The organism is Curvibacter sp. GW821-FHT01G03, assembly GCF_059422285.1.
The window spans coordinates 236,365-251,297 of record NZ_JBWKWP010000002.1; the positions used below are offsets into that span (position 1 = coordinate 236,365).

Genomic DNA, 14,933 nt, shown 5'->3' on the forward strand with positions numbered 1-14,933 from the left:
TGCAGAACTGTGGTCAAATTATAGGTTTCGCTTCTGACGACTTACCCAGGAGGGGGCTTTCCCGTCACCATGAAAACTGTCCAGAAATCTGCCAAGCTTGCCAACGTCTGCTATGACATCCGCGGTCCCATCATGGACCGAGCGCGTCAAATGGAAGACGAAGGCCAGAAGATCATCAAGCTCAATATTGGCAATCTGGCGGTATTTGGTTTTGACTCGCCCGAGGAAATCCAGCAGGACATGATCCGCAACCTGCCCAATTCGGCAGGCTATTCGGACAGCAAGGGTATTTTTGCCGCTCGCAAGGCGGTGATGCACTACACCCAGCAGCAAGGCATCAAGGGTGTCACGCTTGACGACATCTACCTTGGCAACGGCGCCAGCGAGCTCATCGTGATGGCCACCAATGCCCTGCTCGACAACGGTGACGAGGTGCTGCTGCCTTCGCCCGACTACCCTTTGTGGACGGCGGCGGCCAGCCTGTCGGGCGGCACCCCGGTGCACTACCGCTGTGACGAGGCCAACGGCTGGATGCCTGACTTGGATGACATCCGCAGCAAGATCACCTCGCGCACCAAGGGCATCGTGGTGATCAATCCCAACAACCCGACTGGCGCCCTGTACTCCGACGACCTGCTCAAGGCCATCGTGGTGATTGCCCGCGAGCACGGCCTGGTGATTTTTGCCGATGAGGTCTACGACAAGGTGCTGTACGACGATGTCAAGCACACCGCCATCGGCTCGCTCAGCGAAGATGTGCTGACCCTCACCTTCAATTCGCTGTCCAAGAGCTACCGCAGCTGCGGCTACCGGGCCGGCTGGATGGTGGTGTCGGGCGACAAAAAGCCTGCCAAGGACTACATCGAGGGCCTGAACATGCTCTCGAACATGCGCCTGTGCTCCAACGTGCCCGGCCAGTGGGCCATCCAGACCGCGCTCGGTGGCTACCAGAGCATCAATGACCTGGTCTGCGAAGGGGGCCGGCTGCGCCGCCAGCGCGACCTGGCCTATGAGCTGATCACGGCCATCCCGGGCGTCAGCTGCGTCAAGCCCACGGCGGCGCTGTACATGTTCCCGCGCCTGGACCCGGCGGTCTACCCGATCAAGGACGACCAGCAGTTCTTCCTCGAATTGCTGGAAGAGACCCGGGTGATGCTGGTGCAGGGCACCGGCTTCAACTGGCCGGACACCGACCACTTCCGCATCGTGTTCCTGCCCCATGAGGACGACCTGCGCGAGGCCATCGGCCGCATCGCCCGTTTCCTGGAGCAGTACCGCAAGCGCAGCAGCGTGGTGGTCTGAGCCTTTCTATCTGTCTGTTTCAAAACTTCAAACCGTCTCGCTATGAACCCGATCAAAGTTGGCCTGCTGGGCATTGGCACCGTTGGCAGTGGCACCTTCCACGTGCTGCAACGCAACCAGGAAGAAATCCGCCGCCGTGCGGGCCGTGGCATCGAGATCACCATGGTGGCCGATCTGGACGTCGAGCGAGCGCGCGCCGTGGTGGGTGAGCAGGTGCAGGTCGTCAATGACGCCCGCGCCGTGATTGCCAACCCAGAAATCGACATCGTGATCGAACTCATCGGCGGCTATGGCGTGGCCAAGGCTCTGGTGCTCGAAGCCATTGCCGCCGGCAAGCACGTGGTCACGGCCAACAAGGCCCTGCTGGCCGTGCATGGCACCGAGATTTTCGCTGCGGCTTCGGCCAAGGGCGTGATGGTGGCCTTCGAGGCCGCTGTGGCGGGGGGCATCCCCATCATCAAGGCGCTGCGTGAAGGCCTGACTGCCAACGCCATCCAGTGGATCGCCGGCATCATCAACGGCACCACCAACTTCATCCTGTCCGAAATGCGTGACAAGGGCCTGGACTTTGAAGTGGTGCTCAAGGAGGCCCAGCGCCTGGGCTATGCCGAAGCCGATCCGACCTTCGACATCGAAGGCGTCGATGCGGCCCACAAGGCCACGCTGATGAGCGCCATCGCTTTCGGCATCCCGGTGCAGTTCGACAAGGCCTATGTCGAAGGCATCACCCGCCTCTCGGCCGCCGACATCCGCTACGCTGAGCAACTCGGCTACCGCATCAAGCTGCTGGGCATCACCAAGCGCGCTGCCAACGGCATCGAGCTGCGCGTGCACCCCAGCCTGGTGCCGGCCAAGCGCCTGATCGCCAACGTCGAAGGCGCCATGAACGCCGTGATGGTGCAGGGCGATGCCGTGGGCACCACGCTGTACTACGGCAAGGGCGCGGGCTCCGAGCCCACCGCCAGTGCCGTGATTGCCGACCTGGTCGACATCACCCGCCTGCACACGGCCGATGCTGCCCAGCGCGTGCCCCATCTGGCCTTCCAGCCCGATGCCATGAGCGACGTGCCGGTGCTGCCCATGAGCGAGGTCGTCACCAGCTACTACCTGCGCCTGCGTGTGTCTGACGAGGCCGGCGTGCTGGCCCGGGTGACCGGCATCCTGGCCACGGCCGGCATCAGCATCGATGCGGTGCTGCAGCGCGAGGCCGACGAGGTCGGCGGCGAGGGTTCGACCCAGACCGATCTGATCATCCTGACCCACGACACCCGCGAAGGCATCATGAATGCCGCGATGGCTGAAATGCAGGGCCTGCCCACCGTGCTGGCCCCCATCACCCGCATCCGCAAGGAAGAGCTGGCCTGAGGGCTCAGCCGCCTGTCGTGTTCGGCCACCCATTGATTCGGGTGGCGATCGCGTCAAAATGGCAGTCTGACCGGTGAGCACCGGCGGGTTGCCCTTGAATTGTTGGAACAGGAACTAAACGTGAAGTACCTGAGCACACGAGGTCACGCCGACCGCAAGCGCTTTTGTGAAATCCTGCTGGAGGGCCTGGCGCCCGATGGCGGGCTCTACCTGCCCGAGCACTACCCCCAGGTAGATGACGCCACCTTGACGCGCTGGCGCCAGGTCTACCACCAGCAGGGCTATGCCGAACTGGCCTTCGAGATCCTGTCGCTGTACATCGACGACATCCCGGCAGCCGACCTGCGCGCCCTGTGCCACAAGACCTACACCGCCGAGGTGTTCGGCACCGGCGAGATCGTGCCCCTGCGCCACCTCGAAGATGGTTTGTGGCTCGAAGCCCTGTCCAATGGCCCCACGCTGGCCTTCAAGGACATGGCCATGCAATTGCTGGGCAACCTGTTCGAGTACGAACTGGCCCGCCGTGGTGAAGAACTCAACATCCTGGGCGCCACCTCGGGTGACACCGGCAGTGCGGCCGAGTACGCCATGCGCGGCAAGAAGGGCGTGCGCGTCTTCATGACCAGCCCGAACGGTCGCATGAGCCCCTTCCAGCAGGCCCAGATGTTCAGCCTGCAGGACGACAACATCCACAACCTGGCGGTCGAAGGCGTTTTTGACGACTGCCAGGACATCGTCAAGGCCGTCTCCAACGACCTGGCCTTCAAGCGCCAGTACAAGATCGGCACGGTCAACTCGATCAACTGGGCGCGTTTGCTGGCCCAGGTGGTCTACTACTTTGCCGGTTACGTGCAGGCCACCGAATCGAACCAGCAAAAGGTGAGCTTCACTGTGCCTTCGGGCAACTTCGGCAACGTCTGTGCCGGCCACGTGGCGCGCATGATGGGCCTGCCGATCGACCGGCTGGTGGTGGCCACCAACGAGAACGACGTGCTCGACGAGTTCTTCCGCACCGGCATCTACCGCGTGCGCGGCAGCGCCGACACGCATGAGACGTCCAGCCCCTCGATGGACATCTCCAAGGCCAGCAATTTCGAGCGTTTCGTATTCGACCTGTTGGGCCGCGACGCCGCTCGCACTCAGGATCTGTTCGGTGCCCAGCTGTCCAGCCAGGGCCGTTTTGACCTCAGCGCCGACCCCTTGTTCGCCCAGGCGGCCAGCCGCTATGGCTTTGTCAGTGGCCGCAGCACCCATGCCGATCGCTTGGCCACCATTCGCGACAACTTCCAGCGCCATGGCGTCACCATCGACACCCACACTGCCGATGGGGTGAAAGTGGCCCTGGAGCAGCGCGGAGACCCGTCGGTGCCGATGATCGTGCTCGAGACCGCTTTGCCGATCAAGTTTGCCGCCACCATCGCCGAAGCCCTGGGCCATGAGCCCGAGCGCCCGGCCCGCTTCGAAGGCATCGAACAACTGCCCAAGAAGGTTCAGGTGATCCCGGCCGATGTCGCGGTGGTCAAGGCTTACATCGAACGCCATTGCGACTGATCGCAGACGCTGTGGCGGCTGCGATCCCTGCGCTTTGGCGCTGAAGCTTGAAGCCAGCGCCCCGCGCTGGCTTTTTGCCATCTGACACCCTATCAACAGCTCTGACCCACGGCCATCATCCCCGTGCGGCAGACCCAGGAGACTTGCATGAAAGTTGTCGGCTTTGCGGGCTATTCGGGCTCGGGCAAGACCACGCTGCTGGAGCGCGTGATCCCAGCCTTGCGCCAGCGCGGGCTGCGCGTGTCGGTGGTCAAGCATGCGCACCATCGCTTCGACATCGATCACCCCGGTAAAGACAGCTGGCGCCATCGCCAGGCCGGTGCCTTCGAGGTGGTGGTGGCCAGCGAGCACCGTCTGGCGCTGATGCGCGAGTACGAGCAGCCTTACCGGCTGTCGGTGCATCAGATGCTGGCCGAGCTGTATGACGGGGTGGACTGGGTGCTGGTAGAGGGCTTCAAGGAAAGCGATCTGCTCAAGGTCGAGGTTTGGCGTGCACCCGGGGGGGACTTCGCTGGCCACCCCGTGCGTTACCCCGAAGACGATTTCATCGTGGCCATCGCCACGGACGTGCCCGCAGCGGAACTGCCCGAGCCCACTGGGCGCCCGGTGCTCGACCTCAACCAAGCCGAGGCGGTGGCCGCCTGGCTGGTCGACAATGGCGACCGCTTTGAATACTCTTTCGAAAACCGAACATGAACGCATCCACCGTCGCCCTGCAGCCTGCCAAAGCGCTGCGCCCGCTTGATGACGTGCTGGCCGAGTTGCTCGGCCATGCCCGACCTTTGGATGACGCCGCCTGGCCGGACGAGTGCGTGTCCACCTTCGAGGCCGACGGCCGTGTGCTGACCGAATCGGTGGTCTCCCCGCTGCAGGTGCCTCCGCATGACAACAGCGCCATGGACGGCTATGCCCTGCGCGCCGCCGACGCCGGCACGGCAGGCACGGTGCTGCCGGTGTCGCAGCGCGTGGCCGCGGGCGAGGTGCCCGTGCCCTTGCAGCCCGGTACGGCCGCGCGCATCTTCACCGGGGCGCCGGTGCCCCCGGGTGCCGATACCGTCGTGATGCAGGAAGACTGTGAAGCCCTCGCGGACGCGCAAGGGGCGCCCCAGGTCCGCTTTACCAAGGCGGTTCGCGTCGGCATGGCAATCCGCCGTTCTGGCGAAGACGTTCAACTGGGCGCCGTGGTGCTCGCCGGAGGGCAGCGCCTGAGCCCGGCCAGCCTGGGCCTGGCCGCCAGCGTCGGACGGGCCCGCTTGCAGGTGGCGCGGCGCCCCCGCGTGGCCTTGTTTTCGACCGGCGATGAGCTGGTCATGCCGGGCGATGTGCCGCCCGAACAATTGCCAGCCGGCGCCATCTACAACTCCAACCGCTTCTTTCTGCGGGCCCTGCTGCTGCGCATGGGCTGCGAGGTCACCGACTTCGGCATCGTGCCCGACCAACTTGAGCGCACCCGCCAGACCCTGGCCGAGGCGGCTCAGGGGCACGATCTCATCCTCACCAGCGGCGGCGTCAGCGTGGGGGAGGAAGACCACGTCAAGCCGGCCGTACAGTCGCTGGGCGAGTTGCATCTGTGGCAACTGGCCATCAAGCCCGGCAAGCCCTTTGCCTATGGCCGCGTCGCCCAAAGCCACTTTGTCGGGCTGCCGGGCAACCCGGTGTCCAGCTATGTCACCTTCCTGATGCTGGTGCGCCCCTTTCTGTTGCGCCTCCAAGGCGTGCAGGAGGTCCGGCCCAAGACGGTGGCCCTGCCGGCCCATTTCTCCTGGGGCAAGGCCGACAAGCGTCGCGAGTTCCTGCGAGTCTGGCGCAACCCGCAGGGCGGGCTGGACCTGTTCCCCCACCAGGGTTCGGGGGTGTTGACCTCGGCCGTCTGGGGCGATGGCCTGGTTGACAACCCCGCGGGCACCACCATCGCCCCGGGCGATCTGGTGGCCTTTGTCTCGTTCACGGAGCTGCTGTCATGAGCGTTGAACTCGAATTGCGCGTGCGCTATTTCGCCTCCATCCGCGAGGCGCTGGGCCGGGGTGACGAGACGGTGCGCACCTGCGCCACCACCTTGGGCGAGTTGCGCGACGAACTGATTGCGCGGGGCGGTGCCTATGCGGATGCGCTGGCCCGCCAGCGCCCGGTGCGGCTGGCGCTGAATCAGGATCTGCGCGACGAGTCGACACCCTTGGTGGCAGGGGCCGAGGTGGCTTTCTTTCCGCCGGTCACCGGCGGCTGATCAGGACGGCTCTGCGTCCGCCAAGGGGGTAGGCGTGGGCGCCAGTGCCGGGCTGGCCCATTCCAGCAGTTCGGCCAGGCGCAGCACCACCCAGGTGGCCTCAGCGCCCGAAAAGCCGGATTCCGGGTTGCTCAGGCCGGCATGGATGCTGCGCAGAATGCCCGACTCCGAGGGGGCCTCGGCGTGGTACAGGGTCTGGGCGTGGCCCACCAACTGGCAGGCCAGGTCTTCGCACAGCTCATAGCGCTGGCGCACCACGGCCGCGGGCTCGCTAAGGCGCTGTCTTGCATCGCTGTACACGGCGATGAACGAGGGCGGGACAATGATCTGGTTGTCGTCTTCGGTCATGGGATGGGTGTGGGGCACAGCTCAGTCGGGCACGAAGCGGCGTTCAAAACGCTCCTGATCGGCCAGCAGTTCAAAGGTCACCATCTGTCCCATCTTCATGTCCTCCAGGCGGCAGGCGGCAAACAGGCTGTATTTGCCCGCCAGGTCAAAGCTGGGCAGGTCGATCAGTGCGTAGGGGTAGGGCACGAAAAGCTGGTGCTCAAAGACCACCCGGTGCACATTGCGCGGGTTGGGGAACAGCTTGTAGCCGTCGATGGTGATGGTTTGTGTGGCCATGGGGCGTGTGCGCGTTACAGTGCTGCCGAATGCTAAAGCAATCTTGCGTGCCCGAACGCCACGCCGCAGGAAAGAACTCGATCGATGCGAAAGGAACCCATGGCCAAAAACAACAACGAATGGACCCTCAAGGTGATGGCGCTGCTCAAAAGCGGCAATGCCCAGGCCGCCATCGGCCAGATCAAGGTGGCCCCCACCGTGGCCGACCTCCAACGCCTGCAGGCCGCCTTGCTGGCGCCGGGTGCGCCGCGGCTGCCCAATGTGGCCGAGGTGCTGGTGGAACAGATCGCATTGCAATCGGCGCCGCGCCTGCACCGCGCGCCCTGACCCCGGAGGTGCCCCATGTCCGAATCGTCCTCTCTCCAGGCCCGGCCTGTTCCGGCGCCGCTGCAGTCCTGGCAGCAGGCCGTCTCAGGCCAGCGCCGCTTTGGCCTCATTGCGCACCGCCTGCACCGCACGGGCAGCGACAGCGCGCTGGCCCAATGGGCACGCAGCAGCGAAGACCTGGTGCGGCAACTGGGGCTGCAACTGGTCACGGTCGGGGCGGCTTTTGACGCTTTGCTGAATGAAGAACTGCTGGTGGATTACCCCGGCCTGCACCGCCTGCCCAATGGGCGTGAAGGTGGGCTCATGCGGGTGGTTTCGCGCATCGCAGGGGGGCTGACCCCGGGGGAGTCGCTGGACGGCGTGATTTTTTTGATGGACCCGGTGGACCCTTCGTCCACTTTCCCGGAGGCCCAGGCCCTGAAGCGGCAATGTGTCACCCATGGCAAGCCCTTCGTCCCGACCCTGGCGGGTGCCCTGGAGTGGGTCTGGGTGGAGGCCTTGGTGGCTGGCCTGGCACCGGAGCGCCTGGGGGCCACGGCGGTGGCCGAGCTGGACCCGGCGGACCAGACCCTGGCCCTGATCGCCCATGATGCCCGCAAGACCCAGATGGTCGACTTCGCCGGCCAGCACTTTGATCTGCTGTCGCGCTTTGAATCGCGTGTGGCCACCGGCACCACGGGTGGCCTGCTCAATGAGCTGGCCTGGTCGCGCGGCTGGCCCGCGGGTCAGCCCTGGGTCACCCGCTACCAGAGCGGCCCCCTGGGGGGCGATGCCCAGATTGCCGAGCTGGTGCTGGATGGCGCCTGCCAGAAGGTGATCTTTTTTGAAGACCCCCACGTGGCTCGCCAGCACGAGGCCGACATCCAGCTGATGGAGCGGGCCGTCTGGAGCGCAGGCGCCCGTTGCAGTTGCCTGAACTCACCGGCCATGGCGGCCCTCTGGGCCCAGGGCCTGGAGCGGATTCAGCCGTCCTGACGCATCGTGAATTTGCTGACCGCGCTGGTGCCGAAGGCAAACGCGGTGTACACCACGCCCGCCACGCTGGTGTAGCTGGCCACCGTCTGGGTGCTGCCGCCGCTGGCGCTGATCACGAAATCGTATTCGCCCGCCGTGAAGCTGGTGTAGCTGGAGGCGCTGTTGGCCGCAGTGTAGTCGGCCAGCAGCGAGCCGCCGTTGTAGGTCAGCTGCGCGCTGCCCGCCGTGGCGGCCAGGTTGACCAGGCGGATCTTCGACTTGGTGCTGGAGGTCGAGGGGAAGTTGTTGTCCACAAAGCTCACCACCGTGTAGGCCCCGCTGCTGTCCAAGGCCAGGGCCACGGTCATGTCATCGCCGGCCACCAGCGTCATCTGGCTGCTGACCGTGCTGCCGCTGAGGGTGAAGCCCACCAGGCGTGAACCCGCCGTGACTTGCGAGTAGGACGACACCCCATAGGCCCCGATGGTCGCGCTCGAGACCGCGGTGCCGTCCAGCGTGGCCTGGGCCGACGCGGAGGCCGAGGCCGCATTGACAAAACGCACCCGGGTCAGGGTGCAGGCATAGGTCGTGCTGGTGCCCTTTTGCGGCAGGCGCAGCACGCTGGCCAGTGTGGTGCTGTTGGTGGGGATCAGCACAAAGGTATCGATGCCCTGGTCCGACAGCGTGATGCTGGCCACGTAGGCGCGCAGGTCGCTGGTGTCACCGTTGCCGGTGATCCACAGGCTGTAAGTGCCCTTGCTCACCTTGCTGAACGAACTGGTGCCGCCTTCGGTCACGTTGCTGATGGCGGCCGACTGATTGTCCAGGCTGGTGGTGCTGGTGGTGGTGATGTAGACGTCGACGCCATCGCCTGTCTGCAAGCCGTTGATCAGGCGCAGCTTGGCGTAGCCGCTGCTGGGGGTGCTTTCGTTTTCGGTGTAGAGGGTGGTGCTCAGGGCGCTCTGGGTGCCCGTCACCACCACCGAGGTGGAGGTGTCTTTGCTCAGGGTGAGCGACGACTCCAGGCTGTTCACGGCCCCGCCCGCGCTGCGCAGGCCCAGGGTGTAGGTGTCGGGGTCGGCGCCGTAGTAGCTGCTGGCAGCTGCGCTGGCCACGCTGCTGGCGATCGAGGTGGTGTCCAGGTAGGCGTCCAGCGCGCTCAGGCCCTGCGTGGCGTTGATCACCCGGATCTTGGAGCTGCCGTCGTCACCACTGCCGCAGGCGGTCAGCACAGGTGCGATGCCCAGACTGCCCAGGGCCATCAGCCAGCTGCGGCGGCTCAGTGCGTGGGGGGCAAGTGAAAAGCTTGGAGAGGGTTTCATGCGTAGGCTTCGAAAGAGGGGACACGGTGTCGGCGCCAAGGGCCAAAGCGCCGGCTCTGGCCCTTGGCGCCTGCGTATCGCGATCTTCGACGGGCCCCGTCACAAGCGAATGTCATCATGGTGAGGTTTTGTGAACCCCTCGCCTGCAACATGTCGCCCGGGTGAAGCTGTGTGAAGCCGGCCCTGTTCAGCCCGCGGTCCGGTCCACCGCCAGCAGGCGCTGCACCAAGGCGGGCGACGCCGCCGTCATGGGCGCGCGCAAATGGGGCTGCAGGTGCCCTTGTGCGGCCAGCAAGGCCTTGATCGGGGCAGGATTGGGCTCGGCGAACAGCAGGGGGATCATGGGCAGCAGGCTTTGCCACAGCCCCCGCGCGGCCTGCAGATCGGATGCGGCCAACAGGGCCAGCAGGCGTGCAAAGCGCGCGGTCTGCCAATGGGCACTGGCCGCGATGGCGCCGTGGCCACCCAGGGCCAGGGTGGTGAAGATCTGGGCGTCTTCCCCCGCCAGCACCTGCAGCCGGCCGTCCTCGATCAGGGCCTGGGTCTTGGCCGGGTCGCCGCCACAGTCCTTGATGGCCTGGATGCGGGGGTGTTCCGCCAAGGCCAGCAGGGTGGCCAGGCTCAGCGTGGAGCCGGTGCGGTAGGGGATGTCGTAGACGATCAGTGGCGCCCGGGCCTGGTCCGCGATGCGTTCAAACCAGCCCTGCAGACCCGCTTGGGAGGGGCGGATGTAATGGGGCGCGGGCACCAGCCAGCCGGCCAGCGGGTACGGGGCCAGGGCGGCCACACGTTCCAGGGTGTGGCCCAGGTGGTAACCCGTCAGCCCCATCACCACGGGCAGCGAGGTGTGGGCCAGCACGGTGTCGAGCACGGCCTCCTGCTCCTGTTCGGTCAGCGAGGCGGCCTCGCCGGTCGAGCCACACACCACCAGGCCATTCAGGCCCTGCGTCGGTTGACTGTAGTGCCGGGTCAGGGTGGCCAGGCTGGCGTGGTCCACCTGGCCGGATTCATCGAAGGGCGTGATCAGGGGCAGCCAAAGACCCTGGAAGGGGGGATGGGCCGTGGCGGGCTCGGGCGGGGTCTGGCGGGTGGGTGATGGCATGCGTGTTTCCTTGGCAAAGGTTGAAGACCCGGGGGTGAACCGGCCTCGAAACGCGCAACAGGGACGGGGCAAAAAACAGGGTGGGCTCTTGCCGTGCGGCTCCATCGCTCATCCGAGGACGGAACCGCAGCTCCGGTCAGATGAGCTGGGGTTTTTTGCTTTTGTTCACGCCGCAGGCCTGAGCGGGCGCGCCGGGCGCGCGGCGCTCGGTGGCAGGCTGGGCTGGGGCGGTGAACATCGGCGCAGTATAAACGCCGCCGCCGGGGCCTTGCCTGCGGTGCCAAAATACCGACCATGAGCCGATTACCCCGTGTTGCCATCCAGACCGCCGACTTTGATGTTTCTGCCGAATTGGCCGCGCTGCGCGCCCATGACCGGCGTGTGGGGGCGGTGTGCAGTTTTGTGGGCACCGTGCGTGGCGGCAACGAGGGCAACAACGGCGCGCCCGTGCTGTCCATGGAGCTGGAGCACTACCCCGGCATGACCGAGCGCGCCATCGAGGCCATGATCGACCAGGCCCACCAGCGCTTTGACCTGTATGGCGCCCGGGTGGTGCACCGCGTGGGCCTGTTGCAGCCCGGCGAGCAGATCGTGCTGGTGGCGGTCACCTCGGCGCACCGGGGGCAGAGCTTTCTGGGCTGCGAGTTCCTGATGGACTACCTCAAGACCCAGGCGCCGTTCTGGAAGAAAGAGCAAACCCCCCAGGGGGCGCAGTGGGTGGATGCCCGTGTCAGCGACGACGCTGCGCTGGCGCGCTGGGGCATCGAAGCGCGCAATGCCTGAGGGGTTCGGGCCTCGTCAGTGCAGGTAGCCTGAGCGGCCGTGTGAGGGGCTTAACGCGTTATCGGCCGGGCCGGTGTCAGTGGCGGTGGCGGCCTCGGGTGGTTTCAGCGGTGTATCGGGCAGGTTCCAGTCGGTCTGGCCCAGTGTCAGGATGAGCAACTGGCGCAGGCCTTGCTGCAGGCCGGGCTCGAACTCCACATCCACGGTGCGGCCAGGGGTCTGCGGGTCCAGTCGCTCCAGAAACGAGATGGCCAGCTTGTCCCCGCGGCGCTGCTGGCTGACCTCGGTCACCAGCAAAGGCGCCTCGCCCAGCGGCAGGGTGACGTAATCAGCCCGAAAAGGTTGGCCATAGTCAGCGTGGGGCGTGGGCGCCGGCATGGCCTGAATGGGGGCCGCGTCCTGCGCCTGCGCCAGTCCTGCAGCACCTGCGTTCGCCTGTGGCGTGCCAGGTTCGGCTGGTGCGGGCACCTCGCCCAGCAACAGGGGCCACCAGCCCTTGAGCAGCAGGCGGGTCAGCCACAGCCGCAACTCCTCGCGCGAGGTGGTGTTGAAGCGCATCAGGATGCGGTCTTGCTCGCGCTGGTACTGAAGCGACAGTTGGTGGATGTCCATGCTTTGATTTTAGTCAGCACCCAGGCGGCGGCCGGCCCTTGAAATAAGCCTGTTGGGCACAAGTTGCTGATCAACTGGAGATCACCCATGCGAATCGATAAATTCACCACCAAGTTTCAAGAAGCCCTTGGCGAGGCTCAGAGTCTGGCCCTGGGGAACGATCATGCCTACATCGAACCGGCCCACCTGCTGGTGGCCTTGCTGCGTCAGGACGACGGCCCCAAAGCCCTGTTGCAGCGCGCCGGTGTCAACGTGGCCGGCCTGCTGAGTGCCGCCGAGGCGGCCGTCAAGCGCCTGCCCCAGGTGCAGGGCCAGGAGCAGGTGCAGGTCAGCCGTGACCTGGCCGTGCTGTTCCAGGCCACCGAAAAAGAAGCCCTCAAACGGGGCGATCAGTACATTGCCAGCGAGTTGTTTCTGCTGGCCCTGACCGAAAGCAAGATCGATCTGGCCGCCACCGCCAAGACCCATGGCCTGACCCGCAAGAGCCTGGAGTCGGCCATCGAGGCCGTGCGCGGCGGCCAGAACGTCAACAGCCCCGAGGCCGAGGGCCAGCGCGAGGCCCTCAAGAAATACTGCCTCGACCTGACCGAGCGGGCCCGCCAGGGCAAGCTCGACCCGGTGATCGGCCGCGACGACGAGATCCGCCGCGCCATCCAGGTGCTGCAGCGCCGCAGCAAGAACAACCCGGTGCTGATCGGCGAGCCCGGCGTGGGCAAGACCGCCATCGTCGAGGGGCTGGCGCAACGCATCGTGGCCGGCGAGGTGCCCGATTCCCTCAAGGGCAAACGTGTGCTGTCGCTGGACATGGCCTCGCTGCTGGCCGGCGCCAAGTTCCGCGGTGATTTCGAGGAACGCCTCAAGAACGTGCTGACCGAACTGGCCAAGGACGAGGGGCAGACCATCGTCTTCATCGACGAACTGCACACCATGGTGGGCGCCGGCAAGGCCGAGGGCGCCATGGACGCCGGCAACATGCTCAAGCCAGCGCTGGCCCGCGGCGAACTGCATTGCGTGGGCGCCACCACCCTGGACGAGTACCGCAAGTACATCGAGAAAGACGCTGCGCTGGAGCGCCGTTTCCAGAAAATCCTGGTCGGCGAGCCCTCCGTCGAGGCCACCATCGCCATCCTGCGCGGCCTGCAAGAAAAGTACGAGGTGCACCATGGTGTGGACATCACCGACCCGGCCATCGTGGCCGCGGCCGAGTTGAGCCACCGCTACATCACCGACCGCTTCCTGCCCGACAAGGCCATCGACCTGATCGATGAAGCCGCAGCCAAGATCAAGATCGAGATCGACTCCAAGCCTGAAGCCATCGACAAGCTGGACCGCCGCATGATCCAGTTGCAGATCGAGCGCGAGGCGATGAAGAAAGAGACCGACGAGGCCTCGCAGAAGCGCCTGGAGCTGATCGAGGAAGAGATTGCCAAGCTGCAAAAAGAGATCGCCGACCTCGAAGAGATCTGGAAGTCTGAAAAAGCCCAGGCTCAGGGCAGCCAGCAGGTGCGTGAAGCCATCGACAAGCTGCGCCAGCAGATTGAGGAGCTGACCCGCAAGGGCGATTTCAACAAGGTGGCCGAGTTGCAGTACGGCAAGCTGCCCGAGTTGGAAAAGCAGCTGAAGGAAGCCCAGGACAAGGAGGCCGGCAAGGCCGCCACCCAGGGCGCGCCACGCCTGCTGCGCACCCAGGTGGGTGCCGAAGAGATCGCCGAGGTGGTGAGCCGTGCCACCGGCATCCCGGTGTCCAAGATGATGCAGGGCGAGAAAGACAAGCTGCTGCAGATGGAAGACAAGCTGCACGAGCGTGTGGTGGGCCAGGACGAAGCCATCAGTGCGGTGGCCAATGCCATCCGCCGCTCACGTTCGGGTCTGTCCGACCCCAACCGCCCCACCGGCTCCTTCCTGTTCCTGGGCCCCACGGGCGTGGGCAAGACCGAGCTGTGCAAGGCGCTGGCGGGTTTTCTGTTCGACTCCGAAGAGCACCTGATCCGCATCGACATGAGCGAGTTCATGGAGAAGCATTCGGTGGCCCGCCTGATCGGCGCGCCTCCGGGCTACGTGGGCTACGAAGAAGGGGGCTACCTGACCGAGGCGGTGCGTCGCAAGCCCTACAGCGTGGTGCTGCTCGACGAGGTCGAGAAGGCGCACCCCGATGTGTTCAACGTGCTGCTGCAGGTGCTCGACGATGGCCGCCTGACCGATGGTCAGGGCCGCACCGTGGACTTCAAGAACACCGTCATCGTGATGACCAGCAACATCGGCTCGCACCACATCCAGGCCATGGTGGGGCAGTCGTATGACGACATCAAGGACGCCGTGTGGGACGAACTGAAGAACCACTTCCGCCCTGAGTTCCTGAACCGCATTGACGAGACCGTGGTCTTCCATGCGCTCGATGCCAAGCACATCGAATCGATTGCCGGCATCCAGCTGCAGATCCTGCAGGCCCGCCTGCAGAAGATGGACCTCACTTTGCAGGTGTCGCCCGCGGCACTGGCCGAACTGGCCAAGGTGGGCTTCGATCCGGTGTTTGGTGCCCGGCCGCTCAAGCGTGCGATCCAGCAGCGCATCGAGAACCCGCTGTCGAAGTTGCTGCTGGAAGGCAAGTTTGCACCCAAGAGCGTGATCCCGGTCGACGTCGATCCGGTGCAGGCGCCCGGGGTGTTCCACTTCGGTGCGGCCAGCGCGGCCTGACCGCGGGGCCGTCCCGCGACCGCTTGAACTTTGAGGCTTCGGCTCTATCTGAGCCATGCACAGCCCGACGCGC

General features: G+C 65.5%; 15 protein-coding genes. 10 read left to right on the plus strand and 5 right to left on the minus strand.

The genetic code is table 11. The annotated features are described in order from the left end of the window. The first annotated feature begins 69 nt into the window (after positions 1 to 69). The 6 genes from AC07VS_RS03280 to AC07VS_RS03305 all read left to right on the plus strand — a co-directional run bounded on the left by AC07VS_RS03280 (position 70) and on the right by AC07VS_RS03305 (position 6,442). Positions 70 to 1,302 (plus strand): pyridoxal phosphate-dependent aminotransferase, encoded by a 1,233-nt coding sequence (locus AC07VS_RS03280; RefSeq protein WP_019574981.1) that lies wholly within the window; start codon positions 70 to 72, stop codon positions 1,300 to 1,302. A 42-nt stretch (positions 1,303 to 1,344) separates the two neighbouring features. Next, entirely contained in the window at positions 1,345 to 2,667 is a 1,323-nt protein-coding gene (locus AC07VS_RS03285; RefSeq protein WP_494656373.1) for a homoserine dehydrogenase, read from the plus strand. A gap of 120 nt (positions 2,668 to 2,787) precedes the next feature. After that, the gene (gene thrC, locus AC07VS_RS03290) at positions 2,788 to 4,218 is read left to right on the plus strand and encodes a threonine synthase (RefSeq protein ID WP_494656374.1); all 1,431 of its coding nucleotides are present in this window, start codon (positions 2,788 to 2,790) and stop codon (positions 4,216 to 4,218) included. Positions 4,219 to 4,365: 147 nt separating this feature from the next. Then, positions 4,366 to 4,914 carry a molybdopterin-guanine dinucleotide biosynthesis protein B gene (gene mobB, locus AC07VS_RS03295; protein WP_492346834.1) on the plus strand — a complete coding sequence of 183 codons (549 nt, stop codon included), beginning with the start codon at positions 4,366 to 4,368 and terminating at the stop codon, positions 4,912 to 4,914. Continuing rightward, positions 4,911 to 6,182, plus strand: a complete 1,272-nt coding sequence (locus AC07VS_RS03300) for a molybdopterin molybdotransferase MoeA (RefSeq protein ID WP_494750216.1) — start codon at positions 4,911 to 4,913, stop codon at positions 6,180 to 6,182. Before mobB ends, AC07VS_RS03300 begins: the two co-directional genes overlap by 4 nt. Further along, entirely contained in the window at positions 6,179 to 6,442 is a 264-nt protein-coding gene (locus tag AC07VS_RS03305) for a MoaD/ThiS family protein (RefSeq protein WP_494750217.1), read from the plus strand. Before AC07VS_RS03300 ends, AC07VS_RS03305 begins: the two co-directional genes overlap by 4 nt. Here the strand turns inward: AC07VS_RS03305 and AC07VS_RS03310 are convergent, their stop codons facing one another. Next, positions 6,443 to 6,790 carry a hypothetical protein gene (locus tag AC07VS_RS03310; protein ID WP_494656376.1) on the minus strand — a complete coding sequence of 116 codons (348 nt, stop codon included), beginning with the start codon at positions 6,788 to 6,790 and terminating at the stop codon, positions 6,443 to 6,445. Positions 6,791 to 6,811: 21 nt separating this feature from the next. Beyond that, entirely contained in the window at positions 6,812 to 7,066 is a 255-nt protein-coding gene (locus AC07VS_RS03315; protein ID WP_492346838.1) for a hypothetical protein, read from the minus strand. A gap of 99 nt (positions 7,067 to 7,165) precedes the next feature. Here AC07VS_RS03315 and AC07VS_RS03320 point away from each other — a divergent pair, with 99 nt between their 5' ends. After that, complete coding sequence (locus AC07VS_RS03320) at positions 7,166 to 7,393, plus strand: hypothetical protein (protein ID WP_492346839.1); 228 nt, start codon at positions 7,166 to 7,168, stop codon at positions 7,391 to 7,393. A 15-nt stretch (positions 7,394 to 7,408) separates the two neighbouring features. Further along, positions 7,409 to 8,368, plus strand: coding sequence for a methylglyoxal synthase (locus tag AC07VS_RS03325; RefSeq protein WP_494656377.1), 960 nt, complete (start codon positions 7,409 to 7,411; stop codon positions 8,366 to 8,368). Here the strand turns inward: AC07VS_RS03325 and AC07VS_RS03330 are convergent. After that, positions 8,356 to 9,669, minus strand: coding sequence for a DUF4397 domain-containing protein (locus AC07VS_RS03330; RefSeq protein WP_494750218.1), 1,314 nt, complete (start codon positions 9,667 to 9,669; stop codon positions 8,356 to 8,358). The two genes, AC07VS_RS03325 and AC07VS_RS03330, sit on opposite strands and share 13 nt — an antisense overlap. Before the next feature lie 187 nt (positions 9,670 to 9,856). Then, positions 9,857 to 10,771: a 4-hydroxy-tetrahydrodipicolinate synthase gene (gene dapA / locus AC07VS_RS03335; protein ID WP_494750219.1), complete on the minus strand. Its 915-nt coding sequence runs from the start codon at positions 10,769 to 10,771 to the stop codon at positions 9,857 to 9,859. 294 nt (positions 10,772 to 11,065) lie between these two features. On the opposite strand from dapA, the gene AC07VS_RS03340 reads away from it, so the two are divergent. Further along, positions 11,066 to 11,554 (plus strand): molybdenum cofactor biosynthesis protein MoaE, encoded by a 489-nt coding sequence (locus AC07VS_RS03340; protein ID WP_031255025.1) that lies wholly within the window; start codon positions 11,066 to 11,068, stop codon positions 11,552 to 11,554. Between the two features lie 15 nt (positions 11,555 to 11,569). Here the strand turns inward: AC07VS_RS03340 and AC07VS_RS03345 are convergent, their stop codons facing one another. Beyond that, complete coding sequence (locus AC07VS_RS03345; protein WP_494750220.1) at positions 11,570 to 12,166, minus strand: hypothetical protein; 597 nt, start codon at positions 12,164 to 12,166, stop codon at positions 11,570 to 11,572. An 87-nt stretch (positions 12,167 to 12,253) separates the two neighbouring features. On the opposite strand from AC07VS_RS03345, the gene clpB reads away from it, so the two are divergent. Then, the gene (gene clpB, locus AC07VS_RS03350) at positions 12,254 to 14,860 is read left to right on the plus strand and encodes an ATP-dependent chaperone ClpB (RefSeq protein ID WP_492346844.1); all 2,607 of its coding nucleotides are present in this window, start codon (positions 12,254 to 12,256) and stop codon (positions 14,858 to 14,860) included. Positions 14,861 to 14,933 lie beyond the last annotated feature (73 nt).